A 20,927-nucleotide genomic window follows, 5' to 3' on the forward strand; every position below is an offset into this window, starting at 1 on the left:
GGGCAAGCCGATGTGGCGACACCCAGTGCTCAAGCCGCGAGCGGTAAGCCGCGCCTGGATGCCATTGCTAGCATGGTGAATGCTTATTACACCACGCTTGTAGTGGCGAGCAACGCGCTGGATACACGTAATCTACCGCCGCCCGCAGATGCAGGCGCTCAATTGCGCATGGAAGCGGCGAAGCTGCCCGCCCCTTTTAAGGAGGTGCTGGCCGACTTGGTGGTGCAGGGCACGCGCGACGTCAACAAGGGCATCGGCGACATTCTGATCGCCCAGATGAACGCCATGATTGGCGAAAGCTGCCGCAGCGCAATTGATGGAAAGTACCCCTTCAACCCCACCTCTGCCCAAGATGTGGATACAGAGGATTTCTCTCGGGTCTTTGCCTCGGGCGGCGTACTGGACGATTTCTTCCAACAGGTGCTGGCGCCGCACGTAGATACCACCATTTCCCCGTGGCGTTACAAGCTAACTGCCCCCGACGTACCCCCAGTGGCAGGCCCGAGCCTGATCCCATTTCAACGCGCCAAGGAAATCCGGGAGGTCTTCTTCCGTGACCCAGGTGCCAAGAAAATGGCTTGGAAGGTTGACCTGAAGGTGGTGGAGCTCGACCCGGAGATCGTTGAGCTGAACATGGACTTCGATGGCCAGAGCCAACGATATGTGCACGGCCCTATCATTCCACTCAAGGTGACATGGCCAGGCCCACGTGGCGGGCAGGGGGCAGAGATCACCGCCAACCCGCGTGCTCGCCCCGAAACCTCTATGCTCACGGCGAACGGCCCGTGGGCCATGATGCGCGTCATTGCCAAGGGCAAGCTCGCCGGTTCCGTATCGCCCAGCCATTTTGTTGCTGAGTACACCTTTGATGGTCGCAAGGCCAAGCTCGACATCAATACTGGCAGCTTGGCGAACCCGTGGACGACCGGGTTGCTGCAAGGCTTCCAGTGCCCAGGGAGATCTGGTTGATTTCGGCCCCCTCCATCTTTGGCAAGCTGCCGGCGCTGGGCGACTATGTTCGCCACAATGCGCCGCTGGAGCAGGTCGAGGCGTGGCGCGCATGGTTTGATGCCGCCGATGCGGAGTCGTCCAGGCGGCAATCACCGCCGCCACACCACGCACATCAATACAAGTACGGTCGCGCGACGTTTCTGTTGCTGTCGGCGCGTGAGTTGGTTTTTCCTGGTGATGGTTACGTGGTGGGTGTTGCGATGCCATCCCATGATCGCGTGGGGCGGCGGTATCCGCTAGTGGTTTGGCAGAGTGCTACTGGCTATTGGGCAGAGCAGCTTCTCGAGGCCCCCGCGACGTGGCTCACCAACCTTGCCAGAACCATGTATGAGCACGTCCATCTGCGCGAGAAACAGAATTTGGCTGCTGCCGTGGATGCGCTTTGGGCGTGGCACCGACCCTACTGGCGCAGCCGTTATGGAATCCGTTTCACGCAGAACATTGGTTCCCACTATGCCGGGACGCTTCTCAGCCCTCGGCTCACACGCCCCTTGGTTCGCCACGATTGGCCTGAGCCTCGCTTACAACGAGGTAGCGGTGGTTGCCTTTGGCAGGTGGATTGCGTCTGCGCCTCTCAAGTCGCAAGTGCAAGCGAGTTGATGCGCTTGATTGCCGAGCTTTAAGCACATGATGTTCACGAATCAAGCGGGCACGCAAAGTGCCGCCAGGAACCACATCCTTCGGCTTGCCCAACCGCTGTTCTGGCTGCTGGACGAGCTGTCGCCGGAATTGAAATCGCTGGCACGGCTGGATGCGCTCAAATCGGAAGCGCGCGTGCGTTTGGCGACCTTCAAGGCCGCCAGTCATGCGGCCGGGCTCAAGGCTGACGGCGTGGAAGCCGTTCACTACTGCTTTTGCGCCGCGATGGATCAGGCGGGAAGCCGCGTGCGTGGCCGCGCAAACAGCCTTCGCGGCGTATGGCTTCAGCCAGGTTTGTTGGCAGAGCTTTACGGTGAGAACAGTGCAGGCCATCGGTGCCGCGCCTGGATCGCCACCTTGCAGCAAGCGCCGAACGTGTTTAGGGATGCGCTCGAAGTGCTCGGCCAATTGATCGACCGTGGGCTGCACGACGAGTATGGGGCTCCGTTGCCGAAACCGGAGCTAGCACGCCAAAGCACAGAAGCACCCGTGCCGATGGCTGCCCAAACTGCAGCACCAAATCCGATACCGGTCCCAAGCGCAGCCGACTCCGGCCCAAAGATGTTCTTCGTGCACGAGGAGCCGCAGAAGCGCAGCCGCGCTCCTGTTGTCATCACGGCTATCGTTGCTGTGCTGGCGGTTGTGCTTGCGCTGGTGGCCTATTTCCAGCACCGCGCCAATCAAGCATTGGCGGGCAAGGTCGAACAACTATCCACGCAGGTCGCTACCGTCGAATCCGCGCAAAGCGATGCTTTGGCGCACCTGGTGGTCAGCGCTGATCTAGGGTTCGCGCCAGGCCGGGCAGAATTGACGCCAATGCTTGTACGTCAACTGGACGGGCTTGCGACAGCGTTGGCCGCGACGCGCGGCACGATCAAGATCGTGGGCCACACCGACGACTCGCTCGGCCCAAAAGGGAGCCTGGAGTCGAATCTTGCACTATCCGAAGCCCGTGCCATGGCGGTTGGGCGCTATCTACACGGGCGAGGCATCGCTATGAGCAGGATGACCATCATCGGGCGTGGCGCACAAGACCCGGTTGGTGACAATCGAACCGCTGCGGGCAGAGCGTTGAACCGGCGTGTGGAAATCATGCTGGATCGCCTGCGAGACGCGGCGTCCTGATGAAACCTAAAGCTGCGGTCAACGGGTGGCTGTACACGCGGACGGATGCGAAGGCGGAGGCTCGATGGCGCAGATAGGGGGGCGGAGGCGTACGTGAATAGCTCCACAAAGATGGCATGGCTTTGTTATCGAGGCCACGCTTGGCGAGCATCATGCGCCGCAATCTTACAAGGCCATTGGTGCCGGGAGTGCGCGAATATGGCCAAGATTAGTAACGCCAAATCTGAGGCTCGCCTTCATTATCAACTGGCAGGCGGCACTCAGATTGATTTGGAGAAGGAAGCAGCGGTAAGCACGTGCACGTCAGATGGAGAATGGTGATGTTAGGGTTGTTTGTTTGGCCCAAGTATGACGACCTTAAGGTCCGCTGGGGTGCCCCCACGATGATCCTTATCGGTGCGGGCCGCGATGAGAACGACAAGGAAGGCCTGGCTTGGTACATCAACAAGCACATGGCAAGGGAAAACGAGGTGGCACGGCCTGTGCTGATCAAGTCCTTGAAGGACCATTTCGGCTTGCAGTTCCAGTAGGCCGTTGCGAGATCGCGGCCCGTAGAGATTGTGCCCCGCTTCGGCGGGGCATTTTCTTATCGACGATCTGCGATGCACGCCCAGGACAGGGAAGGGCGCGACTAGGCTTGTGCGGTGCTATCAGTTGGCTGAGGCGTTGTCGAGCACGTTACCAGTTTCGCGCCTGCCCACTGTGGCAAGAGCAGCCACTCCAATTCCGACCGAACATCTTCCTGTAGTGGGATCGGCGGAAACGGCCAGCACATCTCGGCCTCGGGGCAGACAACGGCGAGTCGGCCCGTCGGTAGCACTCGTAGTGAGAAGGTTGGCGTCGTCACTCCCTTTGACTCTACCTCTGCCATCACCAGGCTCTACCTTGAAACCTGCTTTTCCGACCCCGCCATACACGTATGGCCGCTCCAACTGAGACAAGGAGTGCTCGGCTGCATCAACCGATTTTTCTGCTGCGCGCGCTGCAATAGCGGCGTCTTTGGCGCCTTTAGCCATCAGACGCAACTGGCGCCAAAACATGAAGAACTGGCCGACCCCGACAGCAACCAGCAAGAACGTCGCAATACCTAGCCACTTTGTCCAGACGGCTAAGTTGTGATCGTCAGCTTCCTTCGCCTCGTCCTTGACACTCTTCACGACAACGGGTTGCTCGTCAGTGCCTCGCATGTCCCCGCGTGCGGGCATGCTGGCCGGGCTGCCAAGAGTTTTTTCGTATTGTCGGGTGTCGACCGCCGAGCAAAGCACCGAGAATCAGGTACGAGAGATACGTGCAGCCGGTTTCAACATCGAATCGCGTCGTGTAGTGGTGGAGGTAGTGTCCGGGTCGGTTGCTGCGAGTTAGCGGCAAGGTTTCGCCAAGCTGCGTGACCGCCTGGAAGCCGGGGATGTGTTGGTGGTGACGAAGCTAGACCGGCTAGGGCGCAACGCTATGGATGTCCGCATGACGGTCGAGGACTTGCAACAGGCAGGGGTGCGTGTGCACTGTTTGGCGCTGGGTGGGGCAGATCTAACCAGTGCTGCGGGCAAGATGACGATGTCCGTGCTGACGGCGGTCGCGGAATTCGAGCGCGACTTGTTGCTAGAGCGCACCGCCTCTGGACTTGCTAGGGCAAGAGAGGCCGGCAAGATTCTGGGCCGTCCACGCGCGTTGACGGCCAAGCAAGAAGTCCTGGTTCAACGGCGCCTCGCCCAAGGGGATGCCGTCGCCGCCATCGCCCGAGACTTGGACACAAGCCGCCAGACAGTGATGCGGGTACGGTCCCGCATGTCGGTCGAGCTATCGAGTTGAGCTGTCGCGGTGGTTGGCAACCGGTTGCAAAATCTCTGCCGATTTCAAAGCCATTGCTGGAATGTTGTTGCGGCACGTCAGTTAATCTGAATTCAATATTTCTAAATTCAGATTTAAGTTGCTCGCAACGTCGCGCATTTGCATCGAATTTACGGTTGTTGATTATCAGTAAGGCTGTTTCGATTATCATCCGCGCACACAGCAAAAAGGCAATCGCTCTGCACCAGACAGGGCGAGGCCGCCAGGGGTTTGTTCCGTTCCAGACGGGGCAGGGAGTGCTTTCGCACGAGACGACATCTCGGGCGCGCTTTTGTGTGTCACCGCTTTGTTGGGTCTTCGACCCAGCACTCCTCTAGTCAGCGCCACGTGCTGACCTGCCTTATCGCCTGATCAGGAAGTGCCCGCGCTGTTGTCAGCGCTTGCCTGCTGTCTGTCGTCGTCCCTTTTGTGGCCTGCTTAGCGAACGCTAATGCGTCCGGCAGCAGGCTGTTGCCGTCTGCCGTGTCAGTAGAAAAACACCATGAGCGCCAAGCCTTTCCGAGCGGTCTTCGTCGTCGCATCCGACGAGCATGTGGCAGAAGACATGACGAGTCGTCATGGCCGCGTGCGGCGCTCGCTGTTGATCCGTGCGTTCGCAATGGCGGTCGCCGTGGTGTCCTGGCTCGGCCCGGTGCAAATTTCCTGGCAAGTTGCGCGTCAGAGCGCAGCCATCATCGCCGTTCGTGGCAAAGACTCTCACGTTCCAATTGCTGATCTGCTGGCGTCGTGGCGCACGACTGGCAGCCTGTTGGTGCGTTGGGGCATGCAACAGGCAGACGCTGCGCCGATCACCGATCCCGCCGCGCCGATCCGTTTCACGCCCACCATCACGCAGACCACGGCGGGGGTGCCGACCATCAACGTAACGGCTCCGAACGCGAGCGGCCTGTCGCTGAATCAGCTACGTTCGCTCACGGTCGATCAGAGTGGGCTGGTGTACAACAACTCATTGACTGGGGGCGGCACCTTCCTGGGCGGGAATGTCGCGGGCAATTCGAACCTCGCCGCGTCTGGGCCAGCGTCCACGATCCTCACGCAAATCACCAGCACCGACGCGATCCGACTGAACGGCACCGTCGAGGTGTTTGGGGCGCCGGCGTCCTTGATCTTCGCGGCGCCGGGCGGCTTCTTCTTGGCGGGGGCCGGGTTCACCAACAGCCCCAAAGTCACCCTATCCACGGGCGTGCCGCAGTTCCTCAACAGCAGCGGTGCAAGCGTTCCGTTCGATCAGGCCACCGCTGTCGGCTACTCGGTCACGAGCGGCCGCATCCAGATCGATCCGGTGGCCGGCACGATAAACGGTGCTGGCATCGAGGGCACGGTCGGGGCGATCAATCTCATCGGCCAAACGATCGGCGTCAATGCCGCTCTTTATGCAGGGCAGCAACTGAACTTGATCGCAGGTAACCAGCTGGTGACGCCGGTCGCCACCGGCACCGGCCGCGCAGGCTCAGATTGGCAGGTGAGCGCCAACGGCCAGAATACTGCCGCAAATAGCGCGAGCGCACAGAACGGCCTCGCGATCGACGCCACCGCGTTCGGCGCGATGACGAGCGGTCAAATCAAAATCGTATCGACCGCACAGGGGCTGGGGGTACGTACCGCTGCCGACATGGCCGCGAACACGTCCAACGTGAACATCGACAGCAACGGCAACGTCTCGGTCGGCAACGTCTACGCGCAGCAAAACGTCGGCATCAACTCAACGGCCAACGTCTCCACCACGGGCACCATTCGTGCGCCGCAGGACATCGCGCTGACGGCCGGCGGCGACCTCAGTGTCGGTGGTCCGACCCTGACCGGCAATAACCTGACCTTGAATGCCGGCGGCAACATTAGCGGCGCTGGCAGCCTCTCAGCGACCAATGCGCTCACCGCCACGGCGGGGAATAGCGTGAACCTGGGCGGCAATCTCAACGCCGGCAGCATCGCGGTGACTGCCAAGGGTCAGGACGGCTCCGGCGACATCACGCTGGGCGGTACCGTCTCCTCCCCCGGCACCATCGCGCTCAATGCGGCGCGTGATACGACCATCGCCGGTTCCTTGACCGGTAGTGGAGACCTTACCCTTGCTACCCAGCGCAACCTGCTAGTTTCCGGCAGCATGGGCACCACGTCGGGCAATCTCGGCTTGGCGGCACGGACCGGCAGCGTACAAGTCACCGGCAGCGTGGCCGCACCGCAAGATTTGACGGTCACCGCTGGCACCGATGCGCTGCTGGGCGGCACGATCACGGCCGGTCGCAACGTTTCCGTGACGGCGCAAGGCGGCTCGGCGGACCTTTCCGGCACGCTGACGCACAACGGTAACCTGAACGTCACGGCAGCACAGAACGCTTCCGTCGACGGCCAGGTCAACACGGGCGGCACCGCAAGCCTGCAGGCGCAGTCTGGCAACGTGAACGTGGGCGGCAAGCTCGTCTCCAACGGCGCCTTGAATGCGACCGCCGGCCAAGACGTGTCCGTCACCGGCAGCGCGACGAGCACCAGCACCATTACCACAACAGCCGGTCGCAACCTCTCAGTGGGCGGCACCGTTGCTTCCACAGGCGACACGCAACTGACTGCCACGACCGGCACGCTCTCAACCTCGGGCGTCGTGCAGTCCGGCGGTAACCTGAACACGACGTCGCAAGGCACAATGACCCTAGACGGCATCGTATCGGCCAATCAGGCCGTTACCGCGCAGTCAACGGGCGCGGATGTGAACGCGACGGGCGCGCTGACTGCGCACGGCGGCCCGTTGACGCTCACCGGTGCCACCGACGCCACGGTCAGCGGTACGACCCAATCGGCCGGCGATACCGCGATCACCGCAGCCCAAGGCAGCGCCACCCTGGCTGGCAAGACCACCACGTTGGGCCAGCTCAGTGCCACGGGTGGACAGAACGTCACGGTGACGGGCGCCACGCAGTCGGTGGGCGACACGACGCTGACCGCGACGCAGGGCACCACGACGCTTGCCGGCACGACCGTGGCCGGCGGCAACCTGAACGCATCGGCCGGGCAGGATGTGACGGTAACCGGCACCGTGCAAAGCGGCATCGCCACCGCCCTCAATGCCGGGCGCGATCTGGCCGTGACCTCAACCGGCGCGGTGACAACGAACACGACGCTCAATGCCACCGCCGGCCGGAACCTGGCGGTAGCAGGCAGCGCGATCTCCGGTACCGACACGCAGCTTGTCGCCACGGGCGGGACGTTGACGACAGCGGGGGCGGTTCTCTCCGGCGGCAACCTGAGCGCCACAGCCCATGGGGATGCATCGCTGGGCGGCATCGTGTATGCGGCCAAGGATGTCAGCGCACAGTCCACCGCTGCCAGCGTCACCGTTCCGGGCAGCGTCACGGCAGCCAACGGCAACCTGATCGTGAAGGCAGCCACCGATTCGACCGTCAGCGGCACAACGGTATCGGCCGGCAACACTACGATCCAGGCCGCGCAAGGCAACGCGACGCTCGGAGGCAAGGTCACCGCCCTCGGTGATCTCGCCGCTTCGGCGGGGCAGGATCTGTCCGTGAGCGGGACCGCCCAAAGCACAGGCGCCTGGACCCTTACCGCTGGCCGGGATGCCACGATCGCGAGCACCGGCTCAGCCACGGCGGGCGCAGCGCTGACCGCCACGGCGGACCGCAACCTTGCTATGGCCGGCGCCACAGCCTCGGGCGGTGACACCATGCTCACCGCGAGCACAGGCGCGCTGTCGACCTCTGGGGCCGTGCTGTCTTCAGGCAGCGTGGCGGCCAACGGGCAAACCGGCACCGCCCTGGGCGGCACCGTCTACGCGGCGCAGAATGTTGCCGCGCAATCGAACGCGGGCACGACGAGCGCGACCGGTAACGTGATCGCCTACAGCGGCAATGTCGCGCTCGCGGGGACCAACGTCGCAGTGTCTGGCGCCACCCAATCCGGCGGCGACACGACGCTTACCGCGACGCAGGGCAACACCAGCATCGACGGCCAGGCCTACGCACTTGGCAAACTGACCGCAACCGCCACCCGGGACATCACGGGGGCGGGCGCCACGGCAAGCTTGGGCGACACCACCCTGAATGCGGGGGGCAACATCGCGCTGACCGGCAGCAGCCAGACAGCCGGCAACCTGACGGCAACGGCTGCCAACGGCGTGTCCATCGCCGCGCTGCCCGTCGTGGGCGGCAATGCGACGCTGACAGGCACCAACGTCTCGTTGGGCCGTGCTGGCGCCACCACCCAGGTCAACGGGACGCTTACCGCCACCGGTACCCAAAGCGTTGCCACGGCCGGCACGCTCACTACCAGCTCGGCGAACCTGATCGGCGGCACGGTGACCAATACGGGCACCGTGAGCGCGTCGAACGCGTTGACCGCTACGGGCTCCACGATCACCAATTCGGGCACGCTTGGTGGCGCTACGACCACGGTCCACGGCACGAACGTGGGGAACTCGGGCCTGATCGGCGGCCAGACCGTCAATGTGACGGCCGACAACAGCCTGAACAACCAGAACGGCACGCTGCTCGGCACGAAGACGCTGAACGTCACGACCAGCACGCTCGCCAGCAATCAAAATGGCGTCATCTTCGCGGGAGACCCGACCGGCAAGACTACGGGGGGCGACCTGACCCTGACGATCTCCGGCGGCAACGGTAGCTTCAACAATGCAGGCGGGCAAAGCCTCGCGGCCAACAATGCCACGCTGAACCTGTCGAACCAGGCGCTCGATGGCGCTAACCCGAATCTGGGGACCATCAACGCCGGCAACCAGCTCACCTACAACGTCGGGGCCGTGAACAACACGGGAAGCTGGACCCTGGGCGGCAACAGCGCCACGGTCAATGCCGCTAACGGCATCACGAACTCGGGTTCGATTCAGCATGCCAACGACCTGACCCTCAATACGCCAGGCTCGGTGAGCAATACCGGTCAGATCGTGGCCGGTCACGACTTGACGGTCTCGGGCGGCACGGTGAGCAATGCGGGCGGTGCAACGCTGCACGCCGACAACGACCTCTCCGTGACGGGTGCAACCACCAATCGCGGCACGGTCGAGGCGCTCAATGACATCAAGATCGCCGGCACCGGCTACGACAATGCCGGCGCACTCACGCAGGCCAACCGCGACGTCAACATCAACGTCTCGGGCGATGTGCTGAACCAGGGCGGCACGATTGGCGCTAAGCGCGATGTGAACCTGGTCGCAAGCCGAGTCATTAACGATGCCACTGCACCGAATGGCAGCGGCACCACCGTGGTGACCGGCCAAGAGGTGAATTCCACCTACTGGTCGCAGATTCAGATCGGCACCAAGCAGGTCATGTTGCCGGTTCCCGGTGCGGGGTCGGCAGATGGTGGTCCAGTGTTTGGACCGTATACCTTCGCTGTCACGATCGGCGATTTGAAGCCGAATGCCAACGGCGTGATCTCTGCGTACCAAGGCGTTGAGAATTACACGCCCAGCAGCGGCGGTGGCGACAATGGACCACAAACGCAGCAATTGAACCTGTGGCACCTTGGCGGGACGCCCGATACCACCAGCTTCCCGAGCGCCGATTACAAACCGGCGCCCGGGACGCCGACGCCCTTCATCACGCTACCGACCGTCACGCGTACCGAGACCACCACGGGCAGCGGTACGGGCGGCATCATCCAGGCCGGGCGCAACCTCTCGGTGACGGCCTCCACGCTGTCGAACAATGGCGGGCAGATTAGCGCCGCCAACGACATCAAGATGGCGGTCGGGACGCTGAACAATGGCACCTCGGCGAGCGTGACCAAGACCATCACTGAGTCGCTCGATCAGGGCACGGTCAACGCCTTCATGCAGCAGCTGGCGAGCCAGTTGGGCTACAACGCCATCTCGTCGAACAATCCGCTGGCCGTGCTTAATGACGGATGTCTGCCGACCGAGTGCTACAACAGTGGCAACGGCAACGGCCCGCCCCCGGGGCCGGAGGCACCGCACTGGGTCTGGTTCGGTCCGTCTTCGTCCATGGGGTTCAACGGTGATGTCACCGCCCAAAACGGCCTCGCCGGTTTCACGGCTACGCCGCCCGCACCGCAAACCACGGTGCAGCAGACGGCTGGTAAGCAGGGTGTGATTGCCGCCGGTGGCAACATCGACCTGACGCAAGTCGGAACCTTGAATAACGGCGGCCAGATCGCCGCTGCCGGCAACATCAGCCTTGGCGGCTCGGTCAACAACGTCGGTCAACTGAACGTCAACCGCACCACGCTGCCCGGCTGTGTGGGCAATCCGGCAACCTGTACCGATCCGGGCGTTGCGCCGGGTGGTGGCGGTAGCCCGTACCACGAGGTGATTGATCCCAAACAGCAGGTGGCCAGCATCATTGCGGGCGGCACGCTCACGGCCAATCTGTCGCAACTGACGAACCAGACCGCCACGATCGCGGCGGCGGGGCCCGTGCAAATCACCGCGCCGACGGTGACGAACACCGGAGCGACGATCCAATCGACCGCCAGCTCGGTGACGATCAACGCGGCCACCAGCCTGGTCAACCAGGCCGCGCCTACCACGACGGTCTACGCGAGCCACGGCTCGGACACGTCCGCCTGCGGCAAGGTGGGCGGCACCGCGTGTGCTACCGCCACGCAGACCGCCACGGGCGACGCCGGCATGATCCTCGCCGCGACGGATCTGAACATCAATGCCGGGGCTGTACACAACAATGGCGGCGCAATCGTGGCGCCGGGGGCGGTCTCCATCACGACGGGCAGCTTTGATAACAGCCCTGTCTTCCTGCGCCAGTATTACCACTGGTCGTACTACAACCAGAACTCGACGGCCAGCGACACGTGGGGCTGCGACGTGGCTGGGGACATCTCGGGTTGCCAGCGCGTGTTCGGCAGCAATCTGGCCAACGGCTGGAACGGCACGGCCGAGAACGCCCCGACGATTAGTCAACTGAACTCGTACGTGAGCGGCGGCAATCTTGCCATCCGCTCAGGTGGCGCGCTCATCAACAGCGGCAACATCGAAGGTACGGCCGTCTCGCTGACTGGCGCCTCGATCTCCAACGGCATCTCCAACCCGTCGATCCAGACGCCCCCGTCGACGAGCGGCAAACAGGTAATCAGCCTGGGGCCGGTCGGCACGCCGAACGCGCAATTGCCGGTGACCGGCACACCGGACAGTTTCACCGGGCCGACGACGACTCTGCAGAAGGGTGTGCCGAATCCCACGAATCCGGGCACGTCGAACGGTCAGTATCAGTTCAATCCGGTGATCGTGACGGGGCAACCGGTGAGTCCCGGTCAAGCGGGCCCAAGCGGCGCGCAGGCCGCAAACGTGCCGACGTTGGGTAACCCGAGCGCAGGTGGTGCCGTCAACGGCATCACGTGGCACTTCAACGCGCCGTCGGCGGGTAGTGCGCTGACGACGCCGACCGGCAGCGCGACGACGCAGTATCTGACCAACACCCCGGCGACGGCGGTGCTGGGTGGCATTGGCCCGCAGACGCTCATCAATGCACTGCCGGCCGACCTGCGCCCGGGAAGCACGCCGTTCTATTACGACCCGCAGGCCGAGAATGCGCGACTGGACCAGCAGGCGCTGGCAACAACCGGCCGCACAAGCTTCATCAATGGCCTGACGTACGACAACCAGAACCACCTGACGGTTGACGATCAAGAAAAGCTGGTCCTATATCAGAACGCGGTCGACTACGCGAAGGCCCACAACATCCAGGTGGGGCAGGCGTTGACACCCGACCAGCTGGCTGCGCTCGACAAGCCGATGCTGTGGTACGTGACACAGCAGGTGCCGGACCCGAGTTGCATGAGCGGCGCATGCCCGATGGTGAGCGCGTTGGTGCCGCAGGTGTATCTGCCGCCGGGCTACTCGGGCATCGAGCCGGGTGGCTCGATCGTGGCGAGCAAGAGCCTGGACCTGATCGCCAACAATCCGATCCAGAACACCGGCACGCTGGGCTCGTATGGTTCGCTCACGAGCAACACGACCATCGTTAACCAGCAGCGCGCGGCCGAGATGACGGCGGCGTGGCAGCCGATCGAGGATGGGTGGGCACGTACCACCGGTCAGCAAGGGCAAGCCAATAGCGGCTTCATGTTTGCGGCCAATGCGGCGGACATCGCTGGCCAAGTGCAGAACATCAACGGTGTCCTGGCCCAGCTCAATGCAGATGGGTCGATGAGCGCAGCGGAGTCGGCGCGTGTGGCGCAAGCCATTCAAGCCAACATGGCTGCGGTGACGAGCACGCACACCGACACCTTCGTGCGCGAGGAGGGATGGGCTGGGAAGGTCTTCTCGGGCGTGGTCATGACAATGATTACTGTCATGAGCGGCATGACGTTTGGTCCCGTCATGGGCGCCATGATGAGCTCCACCTTCGGGCAGTTGGCAGCCACAGGTGAAGTCGGCCTCGGGGACGTCTTCAAGGCAGGCGCCGTTGCGGCGCTGACCTACGGCATCTCGAACGGCGTCTCGATCGACGAGAACGGTGCACTTGGAATTGCCGAGCATTTCGGACAGGGAAGCACGCTTGCCAACCTGGCTGGCGCACAAAACATCGCTGGCACCAACCTCGCGCAGGCGAGCGTCAGCGGCGCGAGCAACTTTGCGCTGCAAGCCGAGGCGATTCTTGTGATGAGCGGGGCAACGGCCGCGATCAACACCGCCGCATACGGCGGAAGCTTTGGGCGCTCATTCCTGAATAGCCTTGCATCGAATGCGGGGGCTGCTGCGGCAAATGCGCTGGGCACGTATAGCCCGGGCATTGGCGAAACAAACGCTACTGCGACTTCCATCGCAGGGAACGTGCTCGGCCACGTTGCGATCGGCTGCGCGATTTCCGCGATGGAGGGTACAGGTTGCGCTGGCGGCGCGGCAGGGGGTCTCGCTGGCGCAGTTGCCGCGCCGTTAATCGGCATGGCTCTGAACGCGCCGGCGGGCGGTCCGAATCCGGCTCTGGACCTGCTGACTGTGGCGATGACGGGGATTGCAGGCGGTGCCCTGGCACATGCCATTGGTGGCAATGAAATGGCCGGTGTGACAACGGGCCAGAACGCCGCGCAGAACAACTGGTTGAACCATCGTGCGCCCTTTGTAGGGGCGCTCTCTGAACAGCAGCGGTACGACAACGCAAATGCCGCCTGCCAGCAGAATGGCGAACAGTGTGGCACCGCCCAGGATTTGGCTACCAAGTCTCAGCAGCGGGATGCCGCTTTGGAGGGCGCTTGCTCAGGAGGGGCATCCTCTGGCTGTACGAGCGCCATGCTGGATGCCGTAGCAGCGGGAAATGTAATTCGAATTATCGGAGGCAAAGTATATGCCCTTGACCCCAATGCGTCGTTGATCGTAGCGTCGCCGACCGGGCCAAATATGGCGGCGGTGACGTTGGACACTATGTTGGGCTCACCGTTTGCAGGAATATTCGGAGGAGTCGCCTATCTCAGAGACAATCCAGATCCGGCTGCTGGTTACTACGGCGCCTTGTACGGGACCAGCATCGACGGTTACCTGGCGGGGATTTCCGGCTTCCAGATGCCGCAAGCGCCGAAACCTGGATCATTGGCGGCCGGGCCCAAAATTCCCCCCAAGCTGGATGCTTTGACAAATCCGGAGCAAGGTCCCGTCATTCCTTCTGATTGGCTCTCCAGGCCGGGGAGAACGGCGGGCAGTACCATCTATTATCCACCGGGCACCGATCCAAGTGCCCCAGGGAGTACTTATATTCGAGTTATGCCGCCCGGCTCGACGCAGGTACCTGGCCTTGGGAATGGCTATTGGATATCAGTGGTTAATGGTCAGCCGATTAATCCGGCTAATGGCTCGCCTAATGCAACTCGAGGTGACATTCATGTCCCGTTGCCGCCTAACTCTATGCCCCCTCCAAGATAGGAGTTGTTATGATTGAAAAAGCTGATTTAGATGAAATCGTTGGGCGAGAAATTATTGGTGTTGCTATAAATCCATACTCGGTTTCCATGTCTTTTGGTGATAATAATTCCACTGGATGGATCTTGATTCAATGCGATTTCTCACTAAAAATTCTGGGCGAAGAGCATTTTGGGAGTGCGGCAGATCAAGAGTCGGCTGCTTTCCTGAAAAAATGTTTGGGTGAGAAAGTTATAGGTGCGGATTTTGGGGGCGATAGCACGCTGTCGCTATATTTTGATAAGGGCGGATACCTTCGCATGATTCCGATGAAAGATGGATTGGAGTCTTATGTTCTCCATACGAGAAACGGAATCGTTCCTATTTCGGATTGCTGACCGATATAAATTCCTGCCCGTATTGTTGATGGCGTAAAGCGACATTCGAAAAGTTTCATTTCGATGCGTTGGGGCGACTACTCCAGGAGACGCTCGCAACGCTGAAAACTGATTTATCTGCTCACGATCAGAATGATGTCCGTGAATACATTTAGCACGGCGAACACGGGGTTGCATGTGAATTGCTCGCATTCGATGAGGTGATCTTGGATATAAGCAAGAATAGGCGATATCTGATATCTGATATTTGATCCGGTGAGAGGGTGCCCGGCTGGTTTGCGCATTCGATATGAGTGCGCTGACTGCGGCGAAATACTCGAATCACTTCCCGAACACGCTGCTGCCTGCAAGTGCCGAAACATAATTTTTGACTCCGAGGTGGGCCGCATTTCCGTGAAGGACGCGGGTCAGTTTCGTATCTTTGAACTGTTTTGAACTGCTTTGAACAGACCCTAGATTCGAACCGGAGGTCTTACTGCATTGCTGCTTTACAAGGTCACGAGCGAAGTCAGTCGGATGTGATAACTCATCTTATTCCGTCCACGTGCCACCTTGTCCAGTGGTGGCGATAGAGGGAAACGTGCTCGTAAAGGAATGACGATCGCCGAACTACGTGTGCATTTCACGCACCTGATCAACACCTATGTGACCGATCCGGACCAGAGATCAAGGCTGCTCACACTTGTCAGGTTGGATGATGTTCCTGCGAAAGGAATTTTGGTTGAACTGACGGCATATCTTTCGGCGTGCATTACAGAGCATGATGCGAAGGTAATCAAAGATATTGCGTTCTATTTTTGCTAACCGGAGATGTTGCGGGCGTCGGCTCAGAGAGTCGAGTGATGGCGCCTACCACCGGCACTGAAGATCAGAACTGTGAACCATAGTACAAGGCCAATTGGATTCGGCCGACAAGTTTGTAGAAGGGGAGTTCTTGTGGAATCACCACATCGCGTGGCCGGATTGGCCGTGCTGACCGGCTTGTGCACAGTTTTAGTGCCGCCATTTGCGACTGCGGGTGGCATTGTTCCCGACGGTGGCACAGCTACATCTGTCACGACCGGCGCATCGGGTCGACAAGCAGTCAACATTGCCCCCAGCGTCGCTGGCGTCTCGCACAACACCTATTCGTCCTTCAACGTTGGCACGGCAGGCGCGGACCTCAACAACACGACAGTTGCCGCCCGCACCATCGTCAACCAGGTCACCAGCACCAACCCGTCTCTAATCCAGGGCAACATCGCCGTGCTGGGTCCGCGTGCCAACGTAATCCTGGCCAACCCCAACGGCATTACCGTGGACGGCGGCTCGTTCACCAACACGGGCAACGTGGCGCTCACCACCGGACAGGTGTCGTTTAACGACTTCACCAACAGTGCGGGTCAACTGCAGCGCAACGTGGTGCTCAACACCAACGCAGGCTCCATCAACATTGGTCCGGGCGGCTTGGCCGGCACGATGCTCAACCTGGAACTGATTGCCAAGCAGGTCCGGGTGGCCGGTGCGGTGCAGAACAGCTACACGGACCCCAACAGCCGCGTGCGCGTTGTCGCGGGTGACAGCCGCGCCGAAGTCGACACCAGCGTCTCCCCCACCGACAACCTCGACCCCTGGATTAGCTACAGCAGCACGGGTACCGGTACACCCCTGGGCTATGCAATCGACATCGCCTCGGGCGGATCGCTGACGGGCGGGCGGATTGAACTGATCGCCACCGACCAGGGTGCTGGCGTGCGTCATGCCGGTGCTGCCTATGCAACAGCGGGCGATTTCGTCGTCAGCAGCACGGGCAATCTGCAACTGGTGTCTGGCAGCGTCCAGGCGGCCAACGATGTGCTCGTCAACTCCGCCGGCCTGACCGGCAACGGCTCGTTGAGCGCCAACCGCAACATCCAGATCGCCTCGAACACTGTACGTCTGGACAGCAGCACCTTGACGGCCGGTACCAGTAGCCAAACGGGCAACATCATCATCGGCAGCGCTGGCCAGGTCCACACGGAACCCGTCACCATCGACCGCAGCACACTGACCGCCACCGGCGGTGTGGGCCTCTACGACGCCGGCCCCGGCGTGTCCATGACTGCCACGCAATTGACAGCAGCCGAGAACGTCGTCGCCAAGGTTGCCTCCTTGTCGCTCAACGCTGACGGCACCGGACAGACGCAGTGGACCTCGCAACAGGGCACCGTAGCGATCACAGCACCCGGCGCCGTCCAGCTCGCCGGCAGCAAGGTTGATGGGGTCGGCGGCACATCGATCCAGGCCGGCTCCATCGCGCTCGCGTCCGCAAACGGCAATGCCAGCACCGTCCAATCGTCGGGCGGTGACGTTGCACTGAACGCCGCAGGCGGCTACAGTCAGACTGACTCCAGCGTGATCGCTGCAGGCAATGCCACGATCCACGGCAGCAACGTCACCATCACCTCCTCCGCGCTACCAGCGACCGTCGCCGCATTGGCCGGCGGTGTACTGATTCAGAGCGAAACCGATCTCACCAATACCGGTGGTCTGATCCAAGGCCAGACCCGTAACACGAGCCAGGCGGCTTCAGAGGGCGCCGTCACGTTGCTCGCAGGCCGCACAATCCGCAATGACGCCACACCTAGCACGCAAGGCATTGTCTTCGGGCAGAACGACGACGTGGTACTGCGCGCCGGTGGCGATATCGTCAACCACCAGAGCCGCATCCTCTCCAACGCCAAGCTCATCCTGGCGGCTCAGGGTGACGTGCAAAACCTGCTCGACAAATCCTCAGGCGCCAACGGTGAACAACCGACTGCCTGGACCAGCAGCGGTACCCGCTGGCTGATCCTGCGCAATCACAGCTCGGGCTTCGATGTGGACTACGGCACCATCCCAGCCTTGGGCCAGGTGCCGTACCTGGTGTCGCAGACCGGCACCACAATCAGCGGGCGCAACGTCAGCAACATCGGTGGCCAGATTCTCGGCAACGAAAAAGCCGACATCACCATCACCGCCGTCAACACCTTCCACAACGAAACGCTGGCCACCGGCAGCGCGCACTTCTACCGCTCGTGCACGATCTTCTGCCGAGAAACCGCTTCCAGCACAGTGTCCACCACGGGCGGCGCCATTTCGGCGGGTGGCAACCTGACGATCAATGCCGGGACGCTGGCCGAGAACATCGGCGGCCAAGTCCTGTCGCTGGGCAACCTGACTATCACCGCACCCAAGGTCCGCGCGGTCGGTATCACGGGTTACACGGCGCTCGCGCGTGATCGCGGCTTCAAGGCGTTCTTCGGGGATAGCTGGGCACGCCTGTACGCAGCGGACGTGGGCGGCGCTTGGCTTGCAGCAAAGGGGTTGACCATCAACGGCCAAGGCCAGATCGAAGGCGGCAGCTTCGACGGGCAGACGGTGACAGCCAGCAACGGCATCACGACCGTACGCGCTAAATCGCGCCAACCGGTGTCGATCGAGTCCCATCTGGGCCTGACCTCGTGGCTGTGGCAGTGAGGCGAGTCCATATGAAGCTGAAGCCTCTCGCCATCGCGGCGTTGTTGCTGACCGGTGTCGCCCACGCCCAAACGCCGCCCCTTGAAGACCCGGCCCAGCGCGCACTGCGTGAGCGCCAGGAAGCCGAGCGCCGCCGCGAAGCCACGCAACCGCCGGCGCAGATCGCGGTGCCGGCCGCCGTACCGGAGACGGCCACGGTTGACTCTGTGGTGGAAGCCGGCGCCACGTTCGCGATTCACCGCATCGAGTTGACCGGCAACACGGTGCTCGATGCGGCCACGGTCGCGCGCATCACACAGCCGTTCGTCAACCACGATCTCGGCACCAATCGCATCAACCTGCTGCTGCGCCGCCTCACAGAAGCGTTCGTACAGCAAGGGTTCGTGACGACCCGCGCGTACCTGCCGCCACAGAATCTCAAGGACGGGGTGCTGACCATTGCCGTGTTGCCGGGCAAGGTGGAAAGCCTGCAAATCAACGGCCAGACCGTCAAGACGACGGTTCCAAATCAGCCGACCGCAGAAAGCTCGCGCAACGGCGGGTGGCTCACCGACGCCGGCACCGTTTGGTCCATGCCCGCCGTGGGCGACACGCTAAAACTGACGGACCTGGAGCAAGGCGTGGACCAAATCAACCGTCTGCGCCGCAACCAGGCCGAAGTCCAGATCCTGCCGGGGCAAAGCCCAGGCGGCTCTGTCATCGCATTGACGAACCAGCCAGGCGACCGGTTCCGCTTCAACGTCGGAACGGACAACTACGGTAGTCGCGCCACAGGTGTGACACGTCTGCGTGCGGGCATCGACGCCGACAATGCCCTTGGCTTCCAAGAAGCGCTCTCTCTGTCCTACATCGGCACGACCGACACCAATGCCGCGATCGCCTCGGCGGCCGTGCCATTCGGCTACAACACCTTCAGCTATACCGGCTCGATTTCTGAGTACAACAACCTGATCGGTGACACGGCGCTGGTCTACGGTCGCACCTTTGCGCACACCTTTGGGTGGAATCGGGTCATCGAGCGCGACTCGGCAGGCCGTACGGCGTTTGACGTCACACTCACGCACCGACACACCGAGCGCGAGGTCAACAACCTGCTGCTCGATCCGCAATTTCTGACTGTCCTGCGCGTGGCGATCAACGGATTGCGCAAGTTCGCCGTCGATGGTCAAGGTGCCTATGCCACCTGGGAAGCCGGACTGTCGCGCGGCATGCGCACGCTGGGTGCCAGCCAGGACGCGCCCGACATCATGCGCGACGAGGCACACAGCCAGTTCTGGAAGCTCGATGGCAATGCCAGCACGCAATTGCCGCTGCCGAAGGTCGGTAACGCCGCGCTGGCCTACCGTGGTCAGGTACAGGCGCAGTGGTCCAACGTGGCGTTATTCGGCTCGGAGCAGATATTTGCGGGTGGCATGAGTTCGGTGCGGGGGTTCCGCGAGGGACTCATCAGCGGCGACCGGGGACTGACCTTGCGCAATGAAGTCGTGTGGGCCAACGCGCCCGCGCTGTGGGGCATCCGTATCGAGCCCTACGCCTTTTTGGACGGTGGCCAGACGCAGCTCGTTGCCACGCAGCGCTGGCAGTACCTCGCCGGCACGGGGCTCGGCTTGCGCTTATCGAGAAGCCTTGGCAAGAGCGCTTTCACCAGCGAGCTGCTGCTCGGTCGCGCGCTGGTGCAACCTGCCGCGTTTGGTAGTAAACCCGCCGTCTTGTTAGCTACATTGAATTGGTCGTACTGAAAAACCGGAACCGATATGAACGCATTGATTCGTCGCACAACTTTGGCCGTACTTTCGCTGACTGCCATGGCCACTTCGTTCGCACACGCCGATGGGCTGCCAGCGGGTGTCGTGGCGAGTGTCAACGGCACGCAGATCACGCAAGCGCAACTTGACCGAGCCGTCGCGCAAAGCGGTGCAGGCGCCAATCCGAACGTGATCCAGGCGATCAAGCAGCAACTGATCGCGCGTGAACTGTTCCGCCAGCAAGCAGCCAAGAATCCGACCTACGACAAGCTCCCCGCCGTTCAGCAGGCTGCGAAGGAAGCACACGATGCCGCTGTCACGCAGGCTTGGCTCAAGGACAACATCAAGCCGTCACCGGTGACCGATGAGCAGGTCAAAGCGCGCTATGACGCCATTGTTTCCAGCTTGGGCGACAAGGAATACAAGGCCCGAGTGATTCAGGTGGGCGACGATGTGACGGCCACGCAGGTCATCACGCAACTCAAGCAGGGCACAGACTTTGCCAAGCTGGCGCAGCAATACAGCACAGCGCCGAACAAGGCGCGCGGCGGCGAGTTGGATTGGGTGAGCTTCAAGGTGCCTGTGGAAGAGGGCAAGTTGCAGAATCTGCCGCTGCCGCTGGCGCGCGAGATTGTAGTGCTGCAGCCGGGGGCAATCAGTGCTAATCCGGTCGAAGTCGGTAATCAGCGCTACATCGTGAAGGTAGATGCGGTGCGCCCCACACAGGTGCCGGCGTACGACTCAGTGAAGCCGGCGATTAAGCAGGCGCTGGAGACGGCTGAGCTTGAGCGAGCAACGGTGCAGCTCGTGGGCGGTTTGCTCAAGACCGCCAAGGTAGTGCAGTAACTG

At 62.0% G+C, this 20,927-nt stretch carries 11 protein-coding genes and 1 pseudogene; 11 read left to right on the plus strand and 1 reads right to left on the minus strand.

The window, feature by feature from the left end:
- The first annotated feature begins 573 nt into the window (after window positions 1-573).
- From R2N16_RS19755 to R2N16_RS19770, 4 genes are all read left to right on the plus strand, one after another.
- On the plus strand, window positions 574-969 hold the full coding sequence (locus tag R2N16_RS19755) for a type VI secretion IcmF C-terminal domain-containing protein (protein ID WP_316668002.1): 396 nt from the start codon (window positions 574-576) through the stop codon (window positions 967-969).
- A complete protein-coding gene (tagF, locus tag R2N16_RS19760) occupies window positions 966-1,634 on the plus strand; it encodes a type VI secretion system-associated protein TagF (protein ID WP_316667782.1) in 669 nt (222 codons plus the stop codon). The genes R2N16_RS19755 and tagF overlap by 4 nt, the downstream gene beginning before the upstream one ends.
- A 4-nt stretch (window positions 1,635-1,638) precedes the next feature.
- On the plus strand, window positions 1,639-2,775 hold the full coding sequence (locus R2N16_RS19765; RefSeq protein WP_316667784.1) for a DotU family type IV/VI secretion system protein: 1,137 nt from the start codon (window positions 1,639-1,641) through the stop codon (window positions 2,773-2,775).
- A 320-nt stretch (window positions 2,776-3,095) separates the two neighbouring features.
- Window positions 3,096-3,305, plus strand: a complete 210-nt coding sequence (locus R2N16_RS19770; protein WP_316667786.1) for a hypothetical protein — start codon at window positions 3,096-3,098, stop codon at window positions 3,303-3,305.
- Window positions 3,306-3,425: 120 nt separating this feature from the next.
- On the opposite strand, the gene R2N16_RS19775 is transcribed toward R2N16_RS19770, so the two are convergent.
- Window positions 3,426-3,962 carry a hypothetical protein gene (locus tag R2N16_RS19775; RefSeq protein WP_316667788.1) on the minus strand — a complete coding sequence of 179 codons (537 nt, stop codon included), beginning with the start codon at window positions 3,960-3,962 and terminating at the stop codon, window positions 3,426-3,428.
- Window positions 3,963-3,990: 28 nt separating this feature from the next.
- Here R2N16_RS19775 and R2N16_RS19780 point away from each other — a divergent pair.
- The 7 genes and pseudogenes from R2N16_RS19780 (at window position 3,991) to R2N16_RS19810 (ending at window position 20,924) form a co-directional block, all read left to right on the plus strand.
- Window positions 3,991-4,584, plus strand: a pseudogene (locus R2N16_RS19780) (recombinase family protein).
- A 520-nt stretch (window positions 4,585-5,104) separates the two neighbouring features.
- Window positions 5,105-14,482: a beta strand repeat-containing protein gene (locus R2N16_RS19785; protein WP_316667790.1), complete on the plus strand. Its 9,378-nt coding sequence runs from the start codon at window positions 5,105-5,107 to the stop codon at window positions 14,480-14,482.
- A gap of 8 nt (window positions 14,483-14,490) precedes the next feature.
- Window positions 14,491-14,856, plus strand: a complete 366-nt coding sequence (locus R2N16_RS19790) for a hypothetical protein (protein ID WP_316667792.1) — start codon at window positions 14,491-14,493, stop codon at window positions 14,854-14,856.
- A gap of 594 nt (window positions 14,857-15,450) precedes the next feature.
- On the plus strand, window positions 15,451-15,660 hold the full coding sequence (locus tag R2N16_RS19795; protein ID WP_316667793.1) for a hypothetical protein: 210 nt from the start codon (window positions 15,451-15,453) through the stop codon (window positions 15,658-15,660).
- Between the two features lie 132 nt (window positions 15,661-15,792).
- The gene (locus tag R2N16_RS19800; protein ID WP_316667794.1) at window positions 15,793-18,333 is read left to right on the plus strand and encodes a filamentous hemagglutinin N-terminal domain-containing protein; all 2,541 of its coding nucleotides are present in this window, start codon (window positions 15,793-15,795) and stop codon (window positions 18,331-18,333) included.
- An 11-nt stretch (window positions 18,334-18,344) separates the two neighbouring features.
- Entirely contained in the window at window positions 18,345-20,072 is a 1,728-nt protein-coding gene (locus R2N16_RS19805; RefSeq protein ID WP_316667796.1) for a ShlB/FhaC/HecB family hemolysin secretion/activation protein, read from the plus strand.
- Window positions 20,073-20,087: 15 nt separating this feature from the next.
- Complete coding sequence (locus R2N16_RS19810; RefSeq protein ID WP_316667798.1) at window positions 20,088-20,924, plus strand: peptidylprolyl isomerase; 837 nt, start codon at window positions 20,088-20,090, stop codon at window positions 20,922-20,924.
- Window positions 20,925-20,927 lie beyond the last annotated feature (3 nt).

The sequence above is a fragment of the Ralstonia psammae genome (assembly GCF_958405935.1).
Taxonomy (GTDB): Bacteria; Pseudomonadota; Gammaproteobacteria; order Burkholderiales; family Burkholderiaceae; genus Ralstonia; species Ralstonia psammae.

Bases quoted from the DNA above. Each gene is read 5' to 3' on its own strand.
- R2N16_RS19755 (WP_316668002.1), top strand. From the start codon at position 574: ATGGCTTGGAAGGTTGACCTGAAGGTGGTGGAGCTCGACCCGGAGATC.
- R2N16_RS19765 (WP_316667784.1), top strand. From the start codon at position 1,639: ATGATGTTCACGAATCAAGCGGGCACGCAAAGTGCCGCCAGGAACCAC.
- R2N16_RS19770 (WP_316667786.1), top strand. From the start codon at position 3,096: ATGTTAGGGTTGTTTGTTTGGCCCAAGTATGACGACCTTAAGGTCCGC.
- R2N16_RS19775 (WP_316667788.1), bottom strand. From the start codon at position 3,962: ATGCGAGGCACTGACGAGCAACCCGTTGTCGTGAAGAGTGTCAAGGAC.
- R2N16_RS19785 (WP_316667790.1), top strand. From the start codon at position 5,105: ATGAGCGCCAAGCCTTTCCGAGCGGTCTTCGTCGTCGCATCCGACGAG.
- R2N16_RS19790 (WP_316667792.1), top strand. From the start codon at position 14,491: ATGATTGAAAAAGCTGATTTAGATGAAATCGTTGGGCGAGAAATTATT.
- R2N16_RS19795 (WP_316667793.1), top strand. From the start codon at position 15,451: ATGACGATCGCCGAACTACGTGTGCATTTCACGCACCTGATCAACACC.
- R2N16_RS19805 (WP_316667796.1), top strand. From the start codon at position 18,345: ATGAAGCTGAAGCCTCTCGCCATCGCGGCGTTGTTGCTGACCGGTGTC.
- R2N16_RS19810 (WP_316667798.1), top strand. From the start codon at position 20,088: ATGAACGCATTGATTCGTCGCACAACTTTGGCCGTACTTTCGCTGACT.